Annotated in this window: 21 protein-coding genes; 5 read left to right on the forward strand and 16 right to left on the reverse strand. The window is 32.6% G+C overall.

Annotated elements, in window-relative coordinates; genetic code table 11:
• Positions 1 to 55: 55 nt before the first annotated feature.
• The 13 genes from HSX10_RS06595 to HSX10_RS06655 all read right to left on the reverse strand — a co-directional run bounded on the left by HSX10_RS06595 (position 56) and on the right by HSX10_RS06655 (position 13,792).
• Positions 56 to 682 (reverse strand): carbonic anhydrase, encoded by a 627-nt coding sequence (locus tag HSX10_RS06595; protein ID WP_173587427.1) that lies wholly within the window; start codon positions 680 to 682, stop codon positions 56 to 58.
• 164 nt (positions 683 to 846) lie between these two features.
• The gene (locus HSX10_RS06600) at positions 847 to 1,485 is read right to left on the reverse strand and encodes a carbonic anhydrase family protein (RefSeq protein WP_173587428.1); all 639 of its coding nucleotides are present in this window, start codon (positions 1,483 to 1,485) and stop codon (positions 847 to 849) included.
• 158 nt (positions 1,486 to 1,643) lie between these two features.
• Entirely contained in the window at positions 1,644 to 3,236 is a 1,593-nt protein-coding gene (locus HSX10_RS06605) for a SulP family inorganic anion transporter (protein WP_173587429.1), read from the reverse strand.
• 91 nt (positions 3,237 to 3,327) lie between these two features.
• Entirely contained in the window at positions 3,328 to 3,624 is a 297-nt protein-coding gene (locus tag HSX10_RS06610; RefSeq protein WP_173587430.1) for a hypothetical protein, read from the reverse strand.
• Positions 3,625 to 3,671: 47 nt separating this feature from the next.
• Positions 3,672 to 4,430 carry a tetratricopeptide repeat protein gene (locus HSX10_RS06615; RefSeq protein ID WP_173587431.1) on the reverse strand — a complete coding sequence of 253 codons (759 nt, stop codon included), beginning with the start codon at positions 4,428 to 4,430 and terminating at the stop codon, positions 3,672 to 3,674.
• Position 4,431: 1 nt separating this feature from the next.
• Complete coding sequence (locus HSX10_RS06620) at positions 4,432 to 6,204, reverse strand: BatD family protein (protein ID WP_173587432.1); 1,773 nt, start codon at positions 6,202 to 6,204, stop codon at positions 4,432 to 4,434.
• A 94-nt stretch (positions 6,205 to 6,298) separates the two neighbouring features.
• Entirely contained in the window at positions 6,299 to 7,150 is an 852-nt protein-coding gene (locus HSX10_RS06625) for an aerotolerance regulator BatC (protein ID WP_173587433.1), read from the reverse strand.
• A gap of 149 nt (positions 7,151 to 7,299) precedes the next feature.
• Complete coding sequence (locus HSX10_RS06630) at positions 7,300 to 8,340, reverse strand: vWA domain-containing protein (RefSeq protein ID WP_173587434.1); 1,041 nt, start codon at positions 8,338 to 8,340, stop codon at positions 7,300 to 7,302.
• On the reverse strand, positions 8,333 to 9,337 hold the full coding sequence (locus HSX10_RS06635) for a vWA domain-containing protein (RefSeq protein ID WP_173587763.1): 1,005 nt from the start codon (positions 9,335 to 9,337) through the stop codon (positions 8,333 to 8,335). The genes HSX10_RS06630 and HSX10_RS06635 overlap by 8 nt, the downstream gene beginning before the upstream one ends.
• Positions 9,337 to 11,025, reverse strand: coding sequence for a hypothetical protein (locus HSX10_RS06640; RefSeq protein WP_173587764.1), 1,689 nt, complete (start codon positions 11,023 to 11,025; stop codon positions 9,337 to 9,339). Before HSX10_RS06640 ends, HSX10_RS06635 begins: the two co-directional genes overlap by 1 nt.
• A 74-nt stretch (positions 11,026 to 11,099) precedes the next feature.
• Positions 11,100 to 11,966 (reverse strand): DUF58 domain-containing protein, encoded by an 867-nt coding sequence (locus HSX10_RS06645; RefSeq protein WP_173587435.1) that lies wholly within the window; start codon positions 11,964 to 11,966, stop codon positions 11,100 to 11,102.
• Positions 11,967 to 12,064: 98 nt separating this feature from the next.
• Positions 12,065 to 13,066: an AAA family ATPase gene (locus tag HSX10_RS06650; RefSeq protein WP_173587436.1), complete on the reverse strand. Its 1,002-nt coding sequence runs from the start codon at positions 13,064 to 13,066 to the stop codon at positions 12,065 to 12,067.
• 159 nt (positions 13,067 to 13,225) lie between these two features.
• Entirely contained in the window at positions 13,226 to 13,792 is a 567-nt protein-coding gene (locus HSX10_RS06655) for a DUF4382 domain-containing protein (RefSeq protein WP_173587437.1), read from the reverse strand.
• A gap of 105 nt (positions 13,793 to 13,897) precedes the next feature.
• Between HSX10_RS06655 and HSX10_RS06660 the strand changes: the two genes are divergently transcribed.
• From HSX10_RS06660 to HSX10_RS06675, 4 genes are read left to right on the forward strand one after another with little or no spacing between them, the layout of a single operon-like run.
• Positions 13,898 to 14,761 (forward strand): aldo/keto reductase, encoded by an 864-nt coding sequence (locus HSX10_RS06660; RefSeq protein WP_367651256.1) that lies wholly within the window; start codon positions 13,898 to 13,900, stop codon positions 14,759 to 14,761.
• A 49-nt stretch (positions 14,762 to 14,810) separates the two neighbouring features.
• The gene (locus HSX10_RS06665; protein ID WP_173587438.1) at positions 14,811 to 15,569 is read left to right on the forward strand and encodes an SDR family NAD(P)-dependent oxidoreductase; all 759 of its coding nucleotides are present in this window, start codon (positions 14,811 to 14,813) and stop codon (positions 15,567 to 15,569) included.
• On the forward strand, positions 15,569 to 16,195 hold the full coding sequence (locus tag HSX10_RS06670; RefSeq protein WP_254453208.1) for an HD domain-containing protein: 627 nt from the start codon (positions 15,569 to 15,571) through the stop codon (positions 16,193 to 16,195). Before HSX10_RS06665 ends, HSX10_RS06670 begins: the two co-directional genes overlap by 1 nt.
• 32 nt (positions 16,196 to 16,227) lie before the next feature.
• Positions 16,228 to 17,361: an ATP-binding protein gene (locus HSX10_RS06675; protein WP_173587439.1), complete on the forward strand. Its 1,134-nt coding sequence runs from the start codon at positions 16,228 to 16,230 to the stop codon at positions 17,359 to 17,361.
• Positions 17,362 to 17,374: 13 nt separating this feature from the next.
• On the opposite strand, the gene HSX10_RS06680 is transcribed toward HSX10_RS06675, so the two are convergent.
• The 3 genes from HSX10_RS06680 to amaB form a co-directional block, all read right to left on the reverse strand.
• A complete protein-coding gene (locus HSX10_RS06680; protein WP_173587440.1) occupies positions 17,375 to 18,079 on the reverse strand; it encodes an outer membrane beta-barrel protein in 705 nt (234 codons plus the stop codon).
• Positions 18,057 to 18,749, reverse strand: a complete 693-nt coding sequence (locus tag HSX10_RS06685; protein WP_173587441.1) for a carboxypeptidase-like regulatory domain-containing protein — start codon at positions 18,747 to 18,749, stop codon at positions 18,057 to 18,059. The genes HSX10_RS06680 and HSX10_RS06685 overlap by 23 nt, the downstream gene beginning before the upstream one ends.
• A gap of 124 nt (positions 18,750 to 18,873) precedes the next feature.
• A complete protein-coding gene (gene amaB, locus HSX10_RS06690; protein WP_173587442.1) occupies positions 18,874 to 20,427 on the reverse strand; it encodes an L-piperidine-6-carboxylate dehydrogenase in 1,554 nt (517 codons plus the stop codon).
• A gap of 314 nt (positions 20,428 to 20,741) precedes the next feature.
• Here amaB and HSX10_RS06695 point away from each other — a divergent pair, with 314 nt between their 5' ends.
• Positions 20,742 to 26,315: an Ig-like domain-containing alpha-2-macroglobulin family protein gene (locus tag HSX10_RS06695; RefSeq protein ID WP_173587443.1), complete on the forward strand. Its 5,574-nt coding sequence runs from the start codon at positions 20,742 to 20,744 to the stop codon at positions 26,313 to 26,315.
• Positions 26,316 to 26,516: the final 201 nt, after the last annotated feature.

Consider the following 26,516-nt stretch of genomic DNA (forward strand, 5'->3'; position numbering starts at 1 on the left):
TTTCTAAAAAAAGACCTGTAAGTTTTAAAACTCACAGGTCAATAACTATCTTTTTTTAGTCTAAGTGATAGATTTCCATAATATCCTTAAGGTATTTATCGAAATCTATTTTTAAGTCTATCAATTTTCCTGTGTGGACATCAAAAACCCACCCATGTACTTTTAATCCACGCTCTCTATAAGCTTTTTGTACTGCTGCTGTTTTAATTAAATTAACACATTGTTCCTTTACATTAAGCTCTACTAAACGATCGTACTTTTTTTCTTCACATTCAATGGCATTAAGCTCATCCTTATGCATTCTATACACATCTCTAATATTTCTTAACCATCCGTTTAAAACACCTAAATCTGCTGATTCCATAGCTGCTTTTACACCGCCACAAGCATAATGCCCACAGACTAAAACATGATCTACTTTTAGATGTGTTACTGCATAATTGACTACAGACATACAATTAGAGTCTGTACCAACCACCATATTGGCAATGTTTCTATGTACAAAAACTTCACCAGGACCTAATCCCATTAAATCCTCAGCAGTAACTCTGCTATCAGAGCAACCAATGTATAATAACTCAGGAGTTTGCCCTTTACCTAATTTCTCAAAATAATCGGGTTCTATAGCAAGCTTTTCTTTTATCCAACTTTCGTTATTCTTAAATACGTTATCTATATCCATATTATTTCAGGTGTTTTATACCATATACAGTTTTAATCAAATTTACTAAAAATGCTATGTATTAAGATGAATCTTTTTAATTATCTCAACTATAAAAAAATTAGGCAGTATTAACGTTTATGTCAATACTGCCTAACTATATAAATTAAAAAAGTCTTATTAGACTAATTCTCATATTCGTAAAAATCTACAGCTCCTGTATTTACATCATACATAGCGCCAATGATTTGAATCTCATTGTTTTTTTCCATTTCTGTAAGTACCGGACTTTCAGCATGGATTCTTTTTATGGTTAAATCTACATTCATATGAGATACCTCATCAACAAACTTTAAATTCTTAGAATTTCTTAAACTGGCATCTTGAGGCTCTTTAACCGCTTCTACTGCCGGCTTAATTTTCTCTATCAACTTGGTTAAGTTTCCTAATTTTGCGTCATCACAAGCCCCTTTTATAGCTCCACATCTTGTATGTCCTAAAACAACAATAAGTTTAGTACCAGCTAATTTAGAAGCAAATTCCATACTTCCTAAAATATCTTCATTTACAAAATTACCTGCAATACGTACACTAAAGACATCGCCTAAACCTTGATCAAATACTAATTCTGCAGATACACGAGAATCGATACAGCTTAATATTGTTGCGAATGGAAATTGCCCTTCGCTTGTATCATTAACTTGTTCTAATAAATTTCTATTCGCTTTTAAGTTATTTTGAAATCTAACGTTTCCTTCTTTTAAAAAATCTAAAGCCTTTTGAGGCGTCATTGTTGATTGTGTTTCTCTTGTATGTGCTTTCATGTGTTTTCTTTTCTCTTAATAATTACTATTAATACCCATCAAAAAACTTAGGACATATCATTAAACTCTTATTTAAATAATATGTACGACTAATTGTTCTTCATTTTCAACAGAAGGGTTTTTCTGTTTAGTTAAAACTTACGATTAATCATCTTGTTTTAACTTAAACTGATTTTAGATTTAGGTCTCAGTTTAAAGAACTCTATAAAGCTTTCTGGATTTTCAACAATTCCACGCTTAGAAATTAATTTGATATTAATATTTCGTTCTTTAGCTTTAAAAGCAAAATCTTCTAATATTTCAATAATATCATAATCGAGATATCTCGTTTTGGTAACATCAAATTCTAAATAACTACCTTTTGGTAAATTATCTAATTCTTTTAAAATAGCACCTTTATTAAAGAAAGTTACTTCTTCTGCAAGTGTCATTTTTATAACACTCTTTCCGTTACTTTCATCTTCAATATGAAGGAAGTGTGAGTTTTGGTAGTTTTTCAATAAAATAACTACAATACCTACTAATAACCCTAAACTAATACCTACTAATAAATCTGTAAATACAATTCCTGCTACGGTTACAAAAAATGGCACAGATTGCTTCCAACCTAAATCGTACATCTTTTTAAATAATGATGGCTTAGCTAATTTATAACCTACTAATAATAGGATTGCTGCTAATACAGATAATGGAATTTTATTTAATAATGTAGGAATTAAAACTACAGATATTAAAAGTAAAAAACCGTGAAAAATAGTCGACATTTTAGATTTTCCACCCGATTGGATATTCGCAGAACTTCTAACAATAACTTGAGTAATAGGTAAACCTCCAATTAAACCAGAAACAATGTTACCTGCACCCTGAGCTAATAATTCTCTGTTTGTAGGGGTTACATTTTTATCAGGATCAATTTTATCAGATGCTTCTACACATAATAATGTTTCTAAACTTGCTACTAAGGCAATTGTAAATGCTACGATCCAAACTTCAGGATTTGTAATGACACTAAAATTAGGGAAACGAAATTGACCAATAAAAGAGTCAAAACTATCTGGAATAGGCACACTTACCAAATGAGATTCTGCAATAGCAAAGCTTTCACTAGATTGTGTTAATACATAAAAAATAATACCAACTACTACAGCAACTAATGGTCCTTGAATAATTTGGAAAAACTTACCTTTTTTAGATAATACGTTACTCCATAGTAGCAAAATACCCAATGCTATAAAGCCTGCAACCATTGAGCCTATAATAATGTTATCGAAAATACCTAATATTGCTGAAAACGTATTTTCTCCCGAAGTTTCTATAAAACTATCTGCTCCTTCTGGTTCTGCATCATAACCAAAAAAGTGAGGAATTTGCTTAAGGATAATGATTATACCAATACCGGTTAACATTCCTTTAATTACAGATGAAGGAAAATAATAACCAATAATACCGGCTTTTAATACCCCAAAAATTAACTGAATAACTCCTCCTAACACAACGGCTACTAAAAAGTTTTCATAGCCTCCCAATGATCCAATTGCAGTTAGCACAATTGCTGCTAAACCTGCTGCAGGTCCACTAACTCCAATTTTAGAACCACTTAAGGCTCCTACTACAATTCCTCCAATAATACCAGAAATTACTCCTGCAAAAAGAGGCGCGCCACTGGCTAATGCAATACCTAAACATAAAGGTAATGCCACAAAAAATACAACGATACTTGCTGGGAAGTCGTTTTTAATAGTTTTAAACATGTATAAATAATTAGGGCAATAGGGTGTTCACTAAAGCCAATTTTCAATAATTTTTTTTGAGACTAAAGATGGTCTCCCTTTTTTACAAAAATTATGAAATAGAATCCGGGGGTGGAGAAATTAAATTAAAATGCGGTTTTGGATAATGCCCAAATGTGTACCCCACTAAATGTTTATCTGTATTATTTTCAAACACACACTCTGATGTTTGGTGATTTTTATCAAAAAGAATCTTAACACTGTGGTTGTCTTCTTCTTCACTTATGCTAAAGAAACAAGTCGTGTCTATAGAATCATCTACAGACATTATTACTGAAGGCGCAGAAATAAGCGCCACAAATAATATGAATAAAAAAGCAGTAATTATATGTTTTGAAGCTTTTGGCATAAGCGCCAAATATAATAAGTTAGACTTAAAAAACCGTTAAATAAGTTCTAAAAAACTTTTAATAATTTAATTTCTTTTGAAGGAATCCAACCTGTAGAATTATCAGATAGTTTAATTTTATTCCAATCCTCATAAGTTTCAACAACTTGAACCTTTGTTCCCTCATGTAATCTAAACACCTCTTCACTAGTAGGATTAGGGTCTGATTTCACTCTACTTTCTTGTACAAAAACAATTGCTGGATTATTCTTTTTATCTAAACCCGACTTTTGAAAAGCCATGGCTACGGCTAAAAAAGCCACTATTAAACTCACAATACTCACAACAAAAGCAACACGTTTTTTTGATGTTGAATACGAAAAATGATACATTAAAAATATAATCACAAATAAAAGAACACCTCCAATTGCAATTTCTGCCCAAGTATCCGTATTAAATGTGTTCACAATATTATTAATAATCTTAGAAAAACCAACATCAGGCACTTTCTCAATAGCATCAATCGTCATGTTTTGTGCAAATGCTAAGTTGCTCTGTATATCCTTATCTTTTGGATCTAGCTGTAGTGCTTTTTCGTAATAATATATACTAGGTGCAATATTATTAAGCTTATAATTCGCATTTCCTAAGTTAAAATATAATTCTGCTGAATGCTCTTTTGAATCTAAAATAGCTTCATACTGATCAATAGCTTCTGCGTATTTTCCGTCGTTGTATAACGCATTAGCTTTATCAAATTGTTGGTCATTTTGAGAAAAACCAATAACGCTAAAACAACAAAAAAGTAAAATGGTAAGCGCTCTCATATTATCTGAGTTGTTTATCTATTAATGAAATTGTTTTCGCTGCTTTATCATAATCATTCTGCATCGTAACCTGTGTAATTGGCGTATAACGTGCTAATTCGCAATTTTCTAAAATTGAAATAAAATCTGAAACAACTTCACTTTCAACATGACGATCAATTAATAAGCTTTCAATTTTCTCTTTATTAAAATCACTTGTTTCGATATTTAATTTTGCTTTTAAATAATTATGTAAAGCTTTCTCTAGAGCTAAGTAAAATGCTTCCTTTTGACCCATAGCTTTTTTAGCCTCGGTAAGATATTTTTTAGCTAAACGATCTGCTTTTCTTATACGATTACCTTGAACATCTGCACTACGAGCATCTTGCTTTCTTCTCACAATAATAGCCAAAGGAATTGCTAAAAACGGCAACAATAACAATGACCAAAAGCTTTTTGATTTAAAGAACTGTTCTGATTTTACAGACGTCCAATTAGATGATGTTTTAATAAACGCAAATGTATTAGTATTAGCAGTAACTGTTTGCTTAGCGTTTTCAGCTGTAGCATTTGAATTATCATTAGCTGCCGTTGGACCTTCAACTACATCAATTACAATTTCGTCTGAGGTAATACGATTATAAGTTTCCGTATTTGGATTAAAATATGAAAATGATATACTAGGCACAGGATATTTTCCTCGATACTGAGGTACAATCGTATAAGTATCCAAAATACTTCCCTGCATACCACTTAAATTAGTTCTAACTTTTTCTTCATGTTCAGGCTCATAAACCTCTAACGAACTTGGAACAGTCAGTTTTGGCAATTCAAATAATTTTAAATTCCCTTTCCCTTTCACTTCAATTTTAGCTTGAAGGGATTCTGTTGCATTTAATTCCGTTTTAGAAGTTGATACCTTAAATGAAAAATTACCTACTGCACCTTTAAAATCTGAAGGTTTACCTTTTTCTGGTAATGGTTTTACATTAATTGTTCTACTACCCGCAGTAACCACCTGTGGTACTTTTGTAGGTATTTGTCTTCCAAAAATATCTACACGACCTGTTGGAACTTCAGCTATAATATCCATAACTAAAGGATCTATTTTAAGAGGTCCTGTTTTTTGTGGATATAAAACTGTTTTTCTAAGTATAACATAACGGTATTTTTCACCTTTATATTCACCTTCTAAAATATTAAGCCCTTTAATTTCTATATTTTGACTCCAAAAATCATTAAATCTAGGCGTTTCTTTTTCACGCCAGTTACTACTTACTCCAATATCTGGAGAAACATACAACTTATAAACTACAGTTATAGCTTCGTTTAAATATGGACTTGAATTAGAAATTTCTGCAACTAAATGAATTTTATCTGAGGCCACATCTGAAGCAGCCCCATTACCATTAGGAGCTTTAACAGCTTCTGTTACGGTAACTTTAATAGGGAACGTTTTATAAGATTCTCCATCAATTTCAATTGTAGCTTGCTTAATGGTAAAATTTCCTCTTTTTTTAGGAGATAAAAAATAACTATATGTTTTAGAATACGAACGCTTTCCGTTTCTAGAATAATTACTTACAGATGTATTAGGACCACCAACAACATCAAAATCAGAAAAACTAGGCGGTACAAAATTATCACCGTCCTGATTCATTTCGAAATCTATACGTAAACGTTCATTAACTCCTAATTGCTTTTTACTGACTTTAGCTTCAAATTTCACTTGTGCAGAAGCTATACTTGTTGCAAGTATGAAAAGTAAAATTGATATGTTTTTAATTAATCTCATAGCTATTTCTGTCTTAAAGACATCTTTAACTCTATTTTTTTGTTGTAAATACCGACTTTTATAAGAAAACGCAAACTAACGACTTTCTGCAAGTTTACCAATCTTTTTCAGTCTTAACCTTAGCACCTTTTTGTTTTTCGGCATTCATTTTCTCTTGAACTTTTTGTTCTTGATTTTGCATCGCCTCTAAAATATTCTTTACCTGCTGAGGAGACATTTGTCCTGGTTGAGGCTTAGGTTTTTGGTTCTGATCCTTGTTATCTTCATTCCCTTTACCATCATCCTTTTTATCATCTTTAGGTTTTCCGTCTTCATCTTCATCTTTATCACCATCCTTTTTATCCTGATCTCCTTCGTCTTTCTTATCCTTATTATCTTCTTTATCGTCCTTTTTATTCTCGTCCTCTTTCTTTTCTTGATCTTCTTTATCTTGCTCTTGATCCTTATTTTCGTCTTCCTTATTATCATCACCTCCACCATCTTGCTTTTGTTGCTCTGCACATTCTTTAGCTAAAGCGTAATTGTATCGTGTTTCTTCGTCAGTAGGATCATTTCTAAGCGCATTCTTAAAAGCTTCAACAGCCTCTTTACATTGTTCATTTTTCATTAAAATATTACCAATGTTATGAAATGCTCTGTGTTTTTCGTCTTTACTCGTTGCATTTTTAGCTGCTTCTTGACTTCTAAATAAAGCCTCATTAAAGCTTCCTTTTTGATAATAAGAATGTGCTAAATTATAAGAACCTACAGCTTTTGATGGGGCTTCTGAAATGGCTTTTCTATATTCCATTTCTGCTTCAATATAACTATCATCACTAATTAAAGTATTCGCTTTATAAACTAAATTAGTGGCGTTTTTGTCTGCTTCAAGTTGTTTCTCATTTAATTCTTGAGAAAAACCTAAACCTCCAATAAAAAGTATGATAAGTAGTATGTAAAATTTCATATGTTTCTTTATTATGAAAACGACCTCTAAATTACTAAAGCCTTTAATGACTTAGCGTTAAAAAAAATCTAAAAAAGTTAGAATTCTATAAGCTTTTGTTTTTGTCACAAATTGAATAGCTAATTTTTAACAATTATTCAATGCAAATACTAAACTCCAGATTCGTTAAATAGATTCAACTTAGTTAACCAAGCTGTTTTTCGCTCTAGGAAGAAGATATCAATAAATAAAAGCAAAATTCCGATCCCTAAAAACCACTGAAATTGATCTTTAAAATCTGCGATTTGTTTAGACTCAAATTCTTGTTTGTCCATTTTATCTAATTCGCCTTTAATAGCACTTACAACATCTGCTGTATTACGACCATTAATATAGACACCGTTTGCTTCTGAAGCAATATCCTTTAGAGTAGTTTCATCTAAACGCGTAATAACAGTTTCTCCATTATTATCTTTTTTATAGCTTAGAATAACACCATTTCGTTTTATAGGAATTGGCCCTCCTTTTAGATCACCAACACCAACCGTTAGTATTTTTATACCTTGTTCTGCTGCTTCTTCTGCGACATTTAGTGCTTCTCCATCATGATCTTCTCCATCTGAAATGATGACTAAAACACGATTGGTTTGATCTTCATTATCGAAATAAGTTTTAGAAAGTTGAATCGCTTCGCTAATTGCTGTTCCTTGTGAAGACATCATATCGGTATTCATATTCTGTAAAAACATCTTTGCAGAAGCATAATCTGTGGTTATTGGTAATTGCGGAAATGCTTTACCCGCATAAGCAATAATACCCACACGATCACTCACCAAACTATTTACAATTTGCGTTACCAATTGTTTAGATTTCTCTAAACGGTTAGGTGCAATATCTTCAGCAAGCATACTTTTAGAAACATCTACTGCAAATACTATATCTACACCTTCACTACGTACGGTTTCTAATTTTGTTCCGATTTTTGGGTTGACCAAAGCAATAGATAAACATGCAAAAGCAGCACAAAGTACAAATACTTTTAGCACACTTTTAAATAGGGATTGATTTGGGCTTAAACGTTTTAATAAGCTAGAATTTGCGAATTTCTTTTGTACAGAACGCTTCCAAATTTGAAGTCCTATAAACAAAAGAATAATTACCGGTATGACCAATAACGTCCAAAACCATATGTTTTCATCGAGTCTAAACAAAGCTTCTAAATATTGTGTTTCTTAATAATAATTCTATCAATAATAATAGTCCAGCTAGTAATACTAATGGTCTATATTTTTCTTCGTAATTGTAATATTTCTTTTCTTCGACATCGGTTTTTTCAAGCTTATTGATTTCGCCATATATTTCAGCTAACTTGTCATTATTAGTTGCTCTAAAATATTTTCCACCGGTTTCTGCTGCAATATCTTTTAATAAGGCTTCATCAATTTCTACTTGAGAACGGCCATATCTAAAAGTTCCGTTTGGATTAATACCAATTGGTGATAATGCCATTCCATTAGTCCCTAAACCAATAGCATAAACTTTAATTCCGTATTCTACGGCTAATTCACTAGCAATTTTAGGATCTATAAACCCTGAATTGTTAACACCATCCGTAAGTAGAATAATAACTTTACTTTTTGCTCTACTATCTTTTAATCGGTTTACAGAAGTTGCGAGTCCCATACCGATAGCGGTTCCTCCTTCAATAATATTATTGTAATTAATATCTCTCAAAGATCTTTTTACAATAGATTTATCACTTGTAATTGGTGTTTTTGTATACGCTTCACCAGCATACTCTACTAAACCAATTCTATCGTTAGGTCTACCATCTATAAAATCTGCAGCGACCTCTTTTAAAGCTTCTAATCGGTTGGGACGTAAATCTTTTGCCAACATACTAGCCGAAACATCAATTGCCATAACAATATCAATTCCGTTAGTGGTTTTTGTCTTTGTAGATACATCTACTGTTCTTGGTCTTGCTAAAGCTGTAATTAAAAGGGCTAAAGCAATTAAACGTAAAGCAAAAAGAGCATGTCTAAATTTAGACCAAAAAGACGATGATGTCTTAAAGCCTTTAGTGGTAGACATTTTTAGCTCTGCCGTTTGCTTACTGTGCTTTAGAACATACCAGATTATCGCTATTGGCAAAAGCAATAACAACCAGAATAATTCTTTATTTAAAAATTCTATATTTTCAAACATCATTTTGTCTCTTCTTGTAACTCTTCAGGGTTCAGTTCTATAGAGTTTGTAATTCGCTCTACCATATCATTGGCATAATCATCATCAGTTGGCCAAGTAATTATAATTTGCTGTAATACATTTTCGTTTGCAAAACACAGTACTACATATTCTGCGTCTACTGTGCTTTCAGAATTTGGATTTTTTAAAGTTAAAGTTCCAAATGTTTTTAATCCTTCCGCTTTATTTGGTGTAATGTATTTATCTTTCTTAACCGCAATGTTACTCGCACCTTTTGCTTCGAAATCTTTAATGGTTTGTTCTGAAACTTCTAATAAATCGAAAGTTGGATTTTCTTTATTTTCTTCACCTTGTGCAGGTTGTTGTTTTGGCACATTTAGCGTTGTTGTATTTATAACAACACTAAAGACATCTGTCATTGATCCATATGCAAACGTAGTCATTGACATTTTTTGCTTAACCTCATCTGGAAGTTCAGTCTCAACACGTTTTAAAACTTTTGGTGTTTCTATAAAAACAGGTGGAAAACCATAAGCGCTTTCTACCCAGTTACCTTCTAGAAGCTCTTTATTTTCTTGACCAAAAATAGTATCTGCTACATAACCAAATCCGTATTTAAGCCCAAAACCAACATAAGTCGCAACAAGAAGAAATACTGAGACACCAACAGTAATCCATACTTTTTGGCGTTTCTTTTTACGCGCTTGTTCTTCCTTATATTTTTGATCTAATAATTTTTCTTCTTCAGAAGGTTCTGGAAGACTCACTTTTACATGGTCGATTGCTTTACCAATGGTTGACTTATCCATTTCGGCAAGTGCTGTATCTGGTGCTGATTTTGCAAACTTTACTAAATCGGCACGTTGAAGAATCGATTCTATATGTAAAATTGTTTCTTTAGAAAGTGGTATTTGATTGCCTTCTTTTAATAAATTTAAACGTGTAATTAATTCTGAAGTTGTACTTTCTAAAGCACGATCATAAACTTGCTCATCTAAATATTTTCTAACAATAAAAGTCAATTCAGAATAATATTCCTTAACCTCTGAACGTATTAAATATTGACTTTCATCTAATTTCTGTAATGCTAATTTTGCACGATCGTAAGGTGGTAATAAGGCAATTTCCTCTTCTTCTGTTAGTGGTTTTTTCCTCCAAATAAACCAATACAATAAAAATGCCACTAATGCTACGATTAATACGCCCCCCAATAACCATTTCCACCAATTGCCGCCTACTTCTTCAACCTCTATAATTGGTTTTATATCGTAAAGCTTTTGTTTTGTAGTATCTACTACAATGGTATTGACATCAACTTTTAACGAATCTGTAAAAAAAGCTTTTTCGCCTATAATTACTTTCTGTCTTGGAATGGTATACGAACCCGAATCGAATTGGGTTAATTTATAAACTCTAGATAATAAAAACTTCGCTTCTCTTTTTGTAGTGTCTATTTTTAAAGCCTCAACATTTTCTAAAGGCATAAAAGTTTGCCCTTCTGGAAAAACAACTAAAGCCAAAGAATCTGCTTCGACATTAATTTTATAGTTGATTTGCTCTCCAACTCTAATTTTGGTGGTATCTATTTCTGTTTTTACTTGAGCCGATACAAGTGTTGAAGACAGAAAACAAAAAACAAAAAACAAGCCTAAAACCGAAGCCTTTTTAGAGACAACAGTTAAGCCAATATTTCTTGTTAATACGTTATATATGGATTTAAAACTTTTCACTTTTTCAATTCTTACTTTTACTTCTTAGAGCTTTATCCTCTTCTTTTAAAATAGCCTAGTAATTTTTTTACATAGCTTTCATCAACACGGCAATCAATAGTACCAGCTCCAGATTTGGTAAAACTATCTTTATAATAAGTCACTTTATCATCGTAAAACGTACTATAATCAAGTCTTACTTGTTTAGAACCCGTATTAACCAACATTATCTCACCTGTTTCAGCATCTTCCATTTGCACCATTCCTAAATTAGGAATTTCAGCTTCGTGCTGATCGTAAACTCTAATCCCTGTAATGTCATGTCTTCCTGCTGAAATTTTTAAGTTTTGCTTATAATCGTCTGCTATAAAATCTGAAAGCACAAAAACAATCGCTTTCTTCTTCATTACATTAGATAAAAACTTAAACGCATTAGAAACATTTGTTTTTTTACTTTTAGGCTGAAACTCTATTAATTCTCTAATAATTCTAAGCACATGAGAACGTCCTTTTTTAGGGGGAATATAAAGCTCAATGTCATCTGAAAATAAAATCAACCCTATTTTATCATTATTCTGTGTTGCAGAAAATGCTAAGGTTGCTGCGATTTCTGTTACAATTTCATTTTTAAATTGATTGTGCGTACCAAACATTTCACTACCAGAAACATCTACCATAAGCATCATGGTAAGCTCTCGCTCTTCCTCGAATACTTTAATGTGTGGCTGACTGGTTCTTGCCGTAACATTCCAATCTATATTCCTTACATCATCTCCAAATTGGTATTGACGTACTTCAGAAAAAGTCATACCACGACCTTTGAAGGTAGAATGGTATTCGCCTCCAAATATATGATCAGACAAACGACGTGTCTTAATCTCTATTTTTCGTACTTTTTTGAGTAATTCCTTAGTATCCATTTTTTCAGTTTGCAGTCTTCAAGCTTCAGTTCACAGTTAATATAAATCAGATTTCTAGTCAGCGATCACTAACGGATTACTGATTTATCAACCGCCATTTATGGTACTTCGATAACATTTACAATCTTATTGATAATATCTTCTGAAGTTATATTTTCTGCTTCAGCTTCGTAAGTAATACCAATTCTATGACGTAAAACATCATGCACAATAGCACGTACATCTTCTGGAATTACATAACCTCTTCTTTTTATAAAAGCATAACATTTAGCTGCTGTTGCCAAGTTAATACTACCACGAGGTGATGCACCAAAAGAAATTAAAGGTTTTAAATCTCCTAGTTTATATTTTTCAGGGTAACGCGTTGCGAAAATAATATCGAGAATATATTTTTCAATTTTCTCGTCCATGTAAACTTCTCTAACTGCTTTTTGAGCACTTAAAATCTGAGCTACAGAAACAACAGGATTTACTTTTTCGTAAGTTCCTCTTAAGTTTGCTCTAACAATCATTTGCTCTTCATCAATTTTTGGATAATCGATGACAGTTTTCAACATAAAACGATCCACTTGTGCTTCTGGCAAAGGATATGTTCCTTCTTGCTCAACGGGGTTCATTGTTGCCATTACTAAAAATGGTTTATCTAAAATAAAAGTTTCATCTCCAATAGTCACTTGCTTTTCTTGCATTGCTTCTAACAAAGCAGATTGCACTTTTGCTGGCGCTCTGTTAATCTCATCTGCTAAAACGAAGTTTGCGAAAATCGGTCCTTTTTTAATTTTGAAGTCATTCTCCTTCATATTATAAATCAATGTACCAACAACATCGGCTGGTAAAAGATCTGGAGTAAACTGAATTCTACTAAAACTAGCATCTATTGCTTTAGAAAGTGTATTAATCGCTAATGTTTTTGCTAAACCAGGAACACCTTCTAATAAAATATGCCCTTGACCAAGTAAACCAATAAGCAAACGTTCTACCATATGCTTTTGCCCTACGATTACCTTATTCATTTCTAAGGTTAGTAAGTCTACAAATGCACTTTCTTTTTCTATCTTTTCATTAATTGATTTAATATCAACTGTACTCGTTTCTTCCATTTTTTGTGGGTTTAAGAACAAAACTATTTTTAGAAATATTTTATATGTTGCAAAGTGTTAAAATTATTTGTTAGTTGCTGTTAACAATTGGTTAAAAAAAAGAAAGAGTAACACCGAAGCATTACTCTCTTTATAACTATTAATCATGGATTAGGATAATTAATATTCAATTTGTCTTATTTCTGTATATGACTTAGGCTTAAAAGTCATCATGCTTTCATTTTCATCAAAGCTTACAGACTCATCTAAATCTAAGTTTATAATCACATTATAAAAGTGATTGGCATTAAATTCAGTTTCAATTATATTAGATGGTGTTTTACATCCTTCTCCTGTAACATCTAAGCTTACTAAAGTTTCATTCATGTTTAAAAAATTATTATCACCTAATACCAATCTAATTTCATAAATATAAGTCGATGACATTTCAGATTGATTAACAAGCATTAATTCTAAGTCACCATTAAGATCACTTACATTATGTATCCCTGAGTTAATCGTTTCTAAACTGGTCCAAGAACTCGCTAAACTAGCATCTTTACCTATTCTAACCTGCACATCTTCAATCTCTAAAAATACAGCATTAGTATCATTAGAAGTTGTTTTAAGACTTACTGTAATGCCTGATAATTCTCCATCAGAAAGCTCATCTTGAGAGCAACTTGTAATACTTAATAAAATAATAAAGGCGAATGCGAAAAGTTTGGTTAGGTGTAAATGTTTCATAATTTGGGGTTTAGAATAATTACTCTACAATGATACCTTCATTGCTAATGTTTTGAGTACTTTTATACATGAATAGCATAAAAACCCGTATAAACAGAAAACAAAGTGAAATATTCTCGATTAATAGCAGGTACAATGACTTGGGGGAGCTGGGGAAAACAACTCTCAAAGAAAGGAATGGAGTCATTAATAAACTTCTGCATTTCTAATAACATAACCACATTTGACCACGCAGATATTTATGGTGGCTACACCACTGAAGCCGAATTTGGAAAAGCTTTAAAGGACTCTAATATAGACCGTGAAGCTATTCAGCTTATATCAAAATGTGGTATTCAACTTCTATCTGGTAACCGAAGTAATGTTGTTAAACATTATAATTACTCTAAAGAACATATTATTCAGTCTGTTGAAACATCTTTAAAAAATCTAGAAACAGAATATTTAGACCTATTACTTCTTCACAGACCCAGCCCTTTAATGGTGGCTGAAGATATTGCGGAAGCCATAACACTATTAAAAAAAGATGGAAAAATAAGAGATTTTGGAGTTTCTAATTTTACACCACCACAAATGGAAATGATTGGTTTACGTATGGATATTGACGTCAACCAAATAGAATTTTCGCTTACAGAACATTCTGCAATGTATAATAGCACTCTAGATTACATGACAACAAGTGGTATAAAACCCATGGCTTGGTCACCGCTAGGAACTGTTTTTAAAGAAGACCATGAGCAAAACAGGCGTATACACAAACAACTTGGTGAGTTAATGGAGAAATACAATGCTACTGAAGACCAATTATTATTGGCTTGGATTATGAAACATCCCTCAGGCATTCACCCTGTTGTAGGCACAACAACTGAAAAAAGATTAAAACTAGCTATTGAAGCTACAAAAATTGAATTAGAAATAGAAGATTGGTTTTTAATCTTAGCTGCTGCACAAGGACACGAAGTTCCTTAAAACAAAAGCACTTCATAAAAACAAACTTTTACAACTCAAAAACAATATTATGAACACAAAAAAAGTTGCCTTAATTACTGGAGCAACAAGCGGAATTGGACGAGCAACGGCTCATGAATTTGCTAAACACGGCATTAAGTTAGTTTTATGCGGCCGTCGCCAACAGCGATTAGACAGCATAAAAAAGGCTTTATCTAAAGAAACTGACGTGCATACTCTAAATTTTGATGTGCGTGATAAAACACAAGCTTTAGAAGCCATTGCATCATTACCAGAAGAATTTAAAAACATAGATATTTTAATTAATAATGCCGGAAACGCACACGGCTTAGACCCAATACAAACTGGAAATTTAGACGATTGGGATGCCATGATGGATATTAACGTAAAAGGTTTACTCTATGTTAGCAAAGCCATTATCCCCGGAATGACAGAACGTAAATCGGGACATATTATTAATATTGGTTCTTCTGCAGGAAAAGAAGTTTATCCTAATGGTAATGTTTACTGCGGAAGTAAACACGCTGTTTTAGCTATAACCGAAGGCATGCGAATTGACTTAAATCCATTTGGAATAAAAGTAGGTGCCGTGAATCCTGGTTTGGTAGAAACTGAATTTTCAGAAGTAAGATTTAAGGGGGATGCTGCAGCAGATAATGTTTACAAAGGCTACAAAGCATTGCAGCCCGAAGATGTTGCTGACGTTATTTATTTTGCGATTTCTAGACCTGCACATGTAAATATTGCAGATGTCTTAATGTTTTGTACAGCACAAGCAAGCTCTACAATTGTAAAAAAAGAATTGTAATGAATCATTGGCTAGAGAATGAATGGAACAAATTAGTATTAAACTATACTGACAATTCTCTAGCCAAAATTATGTGGAAAGATATTGAGAATCATTACAATTCTAAAAGCAGACATTACCACAATCTTTCTCACCTCTACAACATGCTGCTTCAATTAGAAGATTTTAAAAATGACATTGAAGATTTAAACGCTGTAAAATTTGCCATTTGGTATCACGATATTATTTATAAATCAACCCATAAAGACAACGAAGAGCAAAGTGCCAATTACTGTGAGAAAGGCCTGAAAACATTAAAGATTGATGATTTTAAGATTGAAAAGATAAAAACACTAATCATTTCGACTAAAAAACACCAATTAGCTTTAAATAAAAATACAGATAACGCCTATTTATTAGATTTAGATTTATCCATTTTAAGATCCGATTGGGAGACCTACAAGAGCTACACGGAATCTATAAGAAAAGAATACGCAATTTATCCAGATATTCTTTACAAACCTGGACGAAAAAAAGTTCTCAAACAGTTTCTAGAAAGAGATTCGTTATATTTTACAGATAGGTTTAAAACTAAATTTGAAAAACAAGCCATAGAAAACCTAAAACAGGAAATCGAATTACTTTAATAATGAGATTTTTAATTTTATAAGAAGTAACCATGATCAATAAACGCCTTCTCATAAAACATCTGCTTGCTCATAACGATGAGAACAGTTTTTATGACAAAAAGCGAAAAATTGATATTGGTTCTAAAGAAGGAAAAGGGAAATTTTTAAAACACATCTGTGCACTTTCTAATAGTAATCCAGAAAACAATTCTTACATTGTAATTGGGGTTGAAGATGAAGATAACAAAATTATTGGGGTTGATTTTTTTGACGATAGTAAAATTCAAAATCTCATTAATGCCTATCTCACCAATCCTCCAATTGTTCAATACGAAAACATTCCTTTTCCGCATTTACCAGAAAACAAAGTTGTAGGCTTAGTTACCATTAGACCTATTGACAGCATAACATCGCTAAGAAAAAACATCTGGAAATATTATGGTGGTTCTGTATTTTTTAGAGACGGAAGCATCAGTATGCCTAAAGTTTTTGATCTTGAAATTAAAGATGTGAACTCTAAAATTGTTGCTGCGATTGAAAACAATGCTCAGAACAATATTCAACTCACACTCGATGGTGTTTTTCATTTCTTAAATAAACGCCAAGATTTTAACCCACAATACATGGTTTTTAAAGAGTACTTTGTGCTGTGTTGGTCTGGTGCTAAAAAACAGGTGAAGAACGAAATATTCTTTTCTAGGGTTGACATTGAAATGGTAAACGAACATGTTCTTCTGTTTTATTCTGCTTTAGATGAAGTGGCTATTTCATATACCGAAGATTCTTTTAAAATAGTTGAATATGTAAAACTCGGTCTGCACCAATCTTACAAGTACTATAAACTTGAAGAAAAAATTATTCACTTTAATGATAATGCCAATTACTCTATTGAAACAAATCTTATTTTCGAGCCGCCTCAATTTGACAAAAAAGTATTGCATCATATCTACAATACAAACAATACTATTTTAAAAAAGCTTCAAAAAAACAGACCTCTTAAACGAAATGAAGAAGAGGATCTAAAGGATTTAGCGGCTAGTTATTTAATCTGTTATTTTAATGGCTTTGAAAACGCGCTATTAAAACTAGAAATTGCTAAGCCCTATTTAAAAAAACACAGCTTAAAACTATATAGCGCCTATAAAGAAACGATTAGGATACTTAGAAAGGTTAGATATAATTAAATTTTTCAATCCATTATTTTATAAAACGAGATATTAAATCACGACTACCAATTGTAAAAGCGAGCCCCAAACCTATGGTGCTATAATTCCCTTTTCCAAAAAAATCGTTTAATTCTGATGGCACTTCAATATCTGTTTTACTCACATTATAACCATAATCGAGATAAATCATAAAGTGTTTTCCTAGCTCATAATTGAGATAAAACCCATAACGATTTAAAGTTGCCGTATCCTTTTGATGATTAATATCTAGCGTATTAAAATCATAATTTTTGTAAGCTAGGTTGCCATCTATGGAGATATTAACACCTAGTCTTAGTTTATCGGCCGGAAAAAACTCATAACCTATATAGACATAATCGTAGGCAACCCTTGATTTTTTATACAGACCTAATAACTCTTGATTTTTAACTTCAAAATAACTCGAACCCGTTGAGAGACCAACAAACAAGTGCTTATACACATACATCTGCACTTTAAAATCAAACCCTGATTTACCTTCTAATCCTTCACCCATAAAATTATCTCCACTAGTAAAAGGAATATGACCACCAACCGTAATGGCAAAAAATCGTTGACGTTCTACTGCGTTATAAAAAGTACTACGCTGCTCCGTTACGGGTTCATCTGCATCTAACGTATTTTGGCTAAAACCAATAGAGCAGAATAATAATCCTAACGTTATTATCAATCCTTTAATAGCTGAAGGTAAAGTCATAATTTTCTTGATTAATGGTGATCATTTCAGTTATTTCAGGCTCGTCATTTATGGTATATGTAAACTGTACAGTCTCACCAAATGGTACACGTAAAGTAGTATCGTAATTTGGGTTATCATCATTCGCAGATCTATTTAAAATATACTCTTGGTAACACATACTTTGAGACGCATTAAGTTGCATGCCTTCATAATATTCTAAACAGAAATCCTCAATATATTTAATACTATAATTGATAGAGTTAGAATCTCCACTCGTTCTAACCATATTAAAATTAAAGTTTGCCAGCCTTTTTAAGGCTATAGATTCTAGATTAAAAGTTAAGTCTAAGGGTGTAAAATCTAAGGTATTTGTTTTATAGACATAAGTACTATAGTTTTCACCGGCATCGATTTCAATTGCAAAATCCATATCCTTATCATAAAATGAGAGTATCGAAAAACTACCGTCATTGTCACTATATCCTTCTCCTATAACATATTGTTCCTCTCCAAAGCTGTAATTACTTCTTCTAGTCTGAACACTGATTTTCGCGTTTGAAATAGGTAAATTATCTTGATCCGTTACAGTTCCTTTGGCTAAAATTCTAACATTAGGTTCTAATTGAACATCACAACTTACTAGTGTTATTGTGAAGCCGTATAAAATTAATAGTAATAGTTGTTTCATGTAAACAAAGACTTTTATTTACCAATAGATGTTATTTAAACAAAAAGGTTGCGTCTCACAATATAAAAAAATAAAGCCACATCTTTCGATGTGGCTTTTATTATTTTTATAACTTAACCTTCACTTAAAGGTCAAACTTTATTCCTTGAGCTAATGGTAATTCATCAGAGTAATTAACTGTGTTAGTTTGTCTACGCATGTAAACTTTCCAAGCATCAGACCCAGACTCGCGTCCACCTCCTGTTTCTTTTTCACCACCAAATGCTCCACCAATTTCCGCACCAGAAGTTCCGATGTTTACGTTAGCAATTCCACAATCAGAACCTGCATAAGATAAAAACTTCTCAGCTTCTTTTAATTCGTTAGTCATAATCGCAGAAGATAAACCTTGAGCAACTCCGTTTTGTTTATCAATTCCATTTTCAACCTCTCCAGAGTACTTCATTAAATATAAAATTGGAGCAAATGTTTCATGCTGTACAATTTCAAAATGATTTTCAGCTTCAATGATGGCTGGTTTAACGTAGCAACCACTTTCATACCCTTCACCTTCTAAAACACCACCTTCTACTAAAACATTTCCACCTTCAGCTTTTGCTTTTTCAATAGCAGCTAAATAAGTATTTACAGAATCCTTATCTATTAATGGTCCAACGTGGTTATTTTCATCTAACGGATTCCCTATTTTAATTTGTCCGTAAGCTCCAACAATTGCATCTCTTACTTTATCGTAAACCGATTCATGAATAATTAATCGACGTGTAGAAGTACAACGCTGACCACAAGTCCCAACAGCACCAAAAACAGCACCAGGAACCACTACTTTTAAATCTGCAGTTGGTGTAATTATAATAGCATTATTCCCTCCTAATTCTAATAAAGATTTACCAAAACGTTCCGCTACTTTAGCACCAACAATACGTCCCATTCTTGTAGAACCTGTTGCAGAAACCAAAGGAATTCTAGCATCTGTTGTCATCATTTCACCAACTTTGTAATCACCATTAATGATACAAGAAATACCTTCTGGTAAATTATTCTCTTTTAATATTTCTGCTATAATATTTTGACATGCTATAGAGCATAACAATGATTTTTCAGAAGCTTTCCAAACACAAACATCACCACAAATCCAAGCTAAAGCAGTATTCCAAGCCCAAACAGCTACAGGAAAGTTAAATGCTGAGATAATACCAACCACACCAATAGGATGCCATTGCTCTCTCATTACGTGACCTGGTCTTTCCGATGGAATAGTTTGCCCATTTAATTGACGAGATAATCCAACTGCAAAATCACAGATATCAATCATTTCTTGAACCTCACCATAACCTTCTTGCAAAGATTTCCCCATTTCGTAAGACACTAATTTACCTAACGGTTCTTTTAAGTCTCTTAATTTGTTTCCAAACTGACGTACAATTTCTCCACGCTGTGGTGCTGGCACATCTCTCCAAGTTTTAAATGCACCAGTTGCTGCATCCATTACTTTATCGTAATCTGCTCTTGTCGTCGTTTTTACTTTAGCAATTAACTTGCCATCTACAGGAGAATAGGATTCAATAACTTCTCCGTTAGAAAAACTATTAGACCCCGTAGAAGACCCTTCATTTATAGCGTTAACACCCAACTGTTGCAAGGCTTCTTTTATTCCGAAATCGGCAGATACTGCTTCCATATGTGCTTATTTTTTATAAATTATTAAATTTCTTTACGAAGTTACTAATAAAATGTTAGTTAGTCGAAACACAACTCTCTTTAATAATGTAACTTTGAAGTGCAATTAAATTGATAAAATTGCTTGTCTCGTTTAATAAAAAAAACAAAATTGTATAATAAAACAGTTTTGATTTGATTAACTCATTTAAATATAAAGACAAACTTTAAGACCAATTTAACAAAAACAACAAGTCCAAATACTAAAAAATTAGCGTACTTATTTAACAAGAATAAACTTACCTTTATCTAGCCAAGATTTTAATTATACACATCATGAACATCAAAAAACACCTCATCCTACTTTTTATTTTAGCTTTTGCGTTTTCTTGTAAAGACAAAACTGTAGAAACTGATAATATTTTTAAGTTTAGAGATTACATTAGCTACACAACCTCTGGTTTAGTTTCTGTTACTGACCCAATAAAAATTAGTTTATCAGACACCGTTAGCGGATGGGAAATTGATAAAACTTTACCTTCAGAATTGGTAAAAATAACACCTCACGTTCAAGGAGAATTAAAAGCAATGAACAATCATACGCTTCTTTTTACTCCAGATGAAAATTTAGAATCAGCAACAGAATATACCGTAAACGTAGATTTAAGTGATATCTATCAAAATATACCATCAGAATTTGAAGGTTATACCTTTCAGTTTAAAACCATAACTCCAAGTTTTAATATTACCACACAAAATTTACAATCTTACAGTAAAGCGTGGCAATATCTACATGCCCAACTGCGCTCTGCCGATATTATTTCTTTAGAAAAAGCTAAACAATTGGTATCTGCTTCGCAAACCAATAAATCTTTAAAATTAGTATGGAATGAAGCCAATACAAGTTCAAAATTCTTTGAGTTTAAAATTGACAGTATCAATAGATTATTAGAAGACAGCAAAATTGATGTACAATGGGATGGAAAAGCTATAAAAGCAGAAAACAAAGGTGAAAATTCTATAACAATTCCTGGCAAAAATAATTTTACAATCGTTAATACTGATATCATTCAGAGTCCAGAACAATTCTTATCTCTAAATTTTTCAGACCCCTTATTAAAGCAGCAAAATTTTTCAGGATTAGTATCTATTCAAGGCGTTAGAAATCCAAAATATATTGTAGACGGAAACGTATTAAAGGTTTACCCGAATACTAAATTAACTGGAGATATTAGAGTTGAAGTATTTAAAGGTATCAAAAGTACAGATGGTTTTAAATTAAAGAATCCTTATTCTGAAATCTTAACTTTTGAAGAATTAAAACCTCAAGTAAGATTAATCAGTAACGGAACAATTCTTCCAAATTCAGATAACTTAAAATTCAATTTTGAAGCTGTTAGTTTAAGCAAAGTAGATGTTAGGATTATTAAAATATTTGAAGATAATGTACTTCAGTTTTTACAAGATTATAATATTGATAACACTAATCAATATGCTATTAAAAAAGTAGGAAGACGTATTGCAAAAGAAACCATAACATTAATTCAAGACGAAAACCAAAACACAGGTAAATGGAAAGCTTATAGCATCGATTTATCTAAATATCTTACATCAGACCCTGGTGCTATTTACAGAGTAGAGTTGAGCTTTAAAAAGGACTATTCTTTATATAATTGTGACTCAAATGCTACTACAACTAATATTGAAGAAGACGATTATTACGACGACTATTATGATGACGATTATTATGCTCCACAAGATTTATCAGAAGCCGAAGAAGATCAATTAGAAGAACGCTATTGGGATAATTTAAGTTACAGCTATAAAAACACAGATTACAGATGGAGAGATAGAGAAAACCCTTGTACAAATTCTTACTACAACTATGAAGGCCATACTGTATCTCAAAATATCATTAGTTCTAATCTTGGTATAATTGCCAAACAGGGCACAGACAATAATTACTTCTTTGCAGTAACTAATATTTTAAACACAAAGCCAGAAAGTGGAACAAAAATCACTTTATACAATTACCAACAACAAGAGTTAGCAAAAGGAACCACAGACGACCAAGGAATCTTAAAAATTGATGCTAAAAACAAAGCTGCATTTGCCATAGCAATCAAAGGTAAAAGTGTAAGCTACATAAAACTAGAAGATGGAAATTCTCTATCTCTAAGTAAATTTGATGTTTCAGGAAACAGACTTCAACGCGGATTAAAAGGTTACATCTATGGAGAACGTGGTGTTTGGAGACCTGGTGATAGCTTATTTTTAACTTTTATGCTGAATGACAACGCCAATAAATTACCAAAACGTCATCCTGTAAAATTAGAAATCACAGATCCTGTTGGAAAATTAGTTTACAGAAAAATCTCTATAGACAACCTCAATCATTTCTATGATTTTATAGTTCCAACCTCAACCGATTACAAAACCGGAAACTATAATGCAAAGGTTTCTGTTGGTGGTGCTACATTTTCAAAAAGTTTAAAAATTGAAACTGTAAAACCAAACCGACTTAAAATAAAAATAGATTTCGAAAACGAGATTTTAAACAATAACCAACCACTTCAAGGTGACTTAAACGTGACTTGGTTACATGGTGCACCTGCAAAAAACTTAAAAGCTGAAGTTAAAGTGAAATTCGCATCGACTTCAACAAGTTTTAAAGGCTATAAAAATTATGTTTTTAACGACCCTACACGAACGTTTGATTCTGAAGAAACTAATGTTTTCGAAGGTAATTTAGACGAAGAAGGTAATGCAACAATTAACTCTAGACTAAATATTGGTAGAAACGCACCAGGGATGCTAACGGCTCAGTTTTTAGTTAGAGCTTTTGAAAATGGAGGTGATTTTTCACTAGATGCTTTCACCATGCCTTATGCACCTTATCAAAGTTTTGTTGGTCTGCAATCACCAAAAGGAAATAGTTATGGTTCATTTTTTACAGATGAAAATCAAAAGTTTGATGTAGCAACTGTAACAGCTGAAGGCAAACCTGTACAAAGAGAAAATGTTGAAGTAAAAGTTTATAAAATTGAATGGCGCTGGTGGTGGAATTCTTCTTACGATAACTTATCGAGCTACATATCTAGCAGTTACCACAGACCTGTTCAAACATTTTCTATAAATACAGACGCAAACGGTAAAGGTCATTTTAACCTTAAGATTCCTGAAGAAGAACGCGGGCGTTATTTAATTAGAGTTGTAGACCCTGTAAGCGGACATGCAACAGGTAGAACGGCTTACTTCTATAAAAACTGGTGGTCTACAAACCCTTCTAGTGATAAAGAAGCTGCTAAAATGTTAGTGTTTTCAACAGATAAAGAAAAATATAATGTTGGTGAAACGGCTAAATTAACATTCCCTTCAGGTTCTGAAGGAAGAGCATTGGTAAGTATAGAAAATGGTTCAGAAGTATTGCAACATCAATGGGTAAAAACAACCACTGGAGAGACTACTGTTGATATTCCGGTAACACCAGAAATGGCACCAAACGTATTTATCAATATTTCATTATTGCAACCACATGCCATTACGTCTAACGATTTACCAATTCGTTTATACGGTGTAATTCCGGTGATGGTAGAAAATCCAGCAACAAAATTAAAGCCTGTAATAAACATGCCAGATGTTATTCAACCAGAGCAATCTTATAAAATAGAAGTTTCTGAAAAAAATGACAAAGCCATGACGTATACTATTGCAGTTGTTGAAGAAGGCTTACTAGATTTAACGCGTTTTAAAACCCCAAATGCTTGGGATAGTTTTTATGCCCGTGAAGCATTAGGTGTAAAAACTTGGGATATTTTCGACGATGTTATTGGTGCTTATTCAGGTAGTATTGATCAGGTATTTGCTATTGGTGGTGATGGAAGCGCAGCTGGCGGAAAAAACAAAAAAGCAAATCGTTTTAAACCTGTAGTTACCTATTTAGGACCTTTTCTTTTAGACAAAGGGCAAACCAAAATACACCAACTTAAAATGCCAAATTATATAGGAGCTGTTCGTACTATGGTTATTGCTGGTAACAATACAACTGAAGCTTACGGAAGTGCTGAAAAATCAGTTCCGGTTAGAAAACCACTAATGGTATTAGCAACTTTGCCACGTAAATTAAGTCCAGGTGAAAAAGTAACCCTTCCTGTGACTGTTTTTGCCATGGAAAATAAAGTAAAAAATGTAAAACTATCTTTAAAATTAAGTGATGGAATTACGGTAAAAGGAAGCGCTACGCAATCTCTAAAATTTGATAAACCAGATGAAAAAATGGTGTATTTTGAATTAGATGTTACCAAAGCAAAAGGTGTAAACACCGTGGAAGTGATCGCGACAGGAAATGGTGAAAAATCAACGTACAAAGTAGAGATTGATGTAGAAAATCCTAATCCGTATACGTCTCGTGTTATGGATTATGAACTAGAAGCTAATGGCAAACAAAATATAGATATTACCACTTTTGGAGTTACAGGAACAAATTCTGCAACCGTAGAATTCTCAACCTTACCACCAATGGATTTTACAGGTAGGTTACAATACTTGGTTCGTTATCCACACGGCTGTTTAGAGCAAACAACCTCTAGTGTATTCCCTCAATTATTCTTGGGTGATATCTTTGATTTAACGACTCAAAAGAAAAAAGAAGTACAGCAAAACATAGAAAAAGGCATTAAGCGCTTGGGTAATTTTCAACAACCTAGCGGAGGAATGAGTTATTGGATGGGAGAAAGTTCGGCCAATGACTGGGGAACAAGTTACTCAGGTCATTTTATGATTGAAGCAGAGAAAAAAGGATTCGTATTACCGTTAACTTTTAAAAGCAACTGGATTGCGTACCAAAAGCAAGCGGCTAGAGATTGGAGACCAAGTTATAAGGTTTACCATTCTGATTTAGCACAAGCCTACCGTTTATACACGTTGGCTTTAGCAGGTAGTGCCGATTTAGCAAGCATGAATAGGTTGCGTGAGTTTGATGAAATTTCTAACGAAGCAAAATGGCGTTTAGCTGCCGCTTATGCTTTAGCAGGACAAAAGGAAGCGAGTGATGCCATTTCAAAATCGGCTAATATCGATTTTCACCCCCCTAAATCTAACTATTATACTTATGGTTCTGTAGATAGAAATAGAGCTATGGCTTTAGAAACTATGATTATTACCGGTAATCCTAAAGCTAGAGATTTAGCAAAATCTATCGCTAAAGATTTATCTAGCAACCAATGGATGAGCACACAAACCACGGCTTATAGTTTATTAGCTATGGGGAAAATGGTTATTAAAAATGGCGGAAAAGATTTAAAATTAAGCTATACTATTAATGGTAAATCAGAAACTATAGAAACTAAAAATGCTATTGCACAACGTACAGTTTCTATTAAAGACGGAAGCAACGCAATTGCTATAAACAATGCTAAAAATAACTTAGTCTATGTGAGAGTGATTAACTCTGGGAAATTAAAATTAGGCGAAGAATTAGCAGAGCAACGTGGCTTTACCATTTCAACGACTTATAAAGATTTACAAGGCAATACTATTGATGTAACAAAATTACAACAAGGTCAAGATTTTGTCGCTACAGTTAGCATTTCTAACCTAACAAGTGATTTTGTTAATGATGTTGCTCTAACCCAAATTTTCCCTTCTGGTTGGGATATTGTAAATACACGATTTACAGATTTTGGAGATACAACCGTAAGTCAGGCTAGATACACAGACATTAGAGATGATCGTGTAAACTTCTATTTTGATATGAATGCAAAAGGAAGATATGGCACTAAAACATTCTCTGTTATGTTAAACGCATCTTACTTAGGAACCTATTATTTACCAGGTACACAAGCTGAGGCGATGTACGATAATGATTATTTAGTAAGAAATAAAGGACAGTGGATTACTGTTGAAAAATAAAGAAAAATTAACTTAACGTCAATTCGAGTGATTCTGATCTTTTATCAGAATTGTATCGAGAACATTTGTAAATATATCTGTTTCTCGACACAAATTTGAAGCGCTTCAAATTCACTCGAAAAAGACTTCACCATAAAAAACCATACATAAATTAAAAACTCGCCGTCCGGAAGGCAAGCATGCTAAAAAACAAAACCGCTA

The sequence above is a fragment of the Winogradskyella undariae genome (assembly GCF_013285155.1).
GTDB lineage: Bacteria > Bacteroidota > Bacteroidia > Flavobacteriales > Flavobacteriaceae > Winogradskyella > Winogradskyella undariae.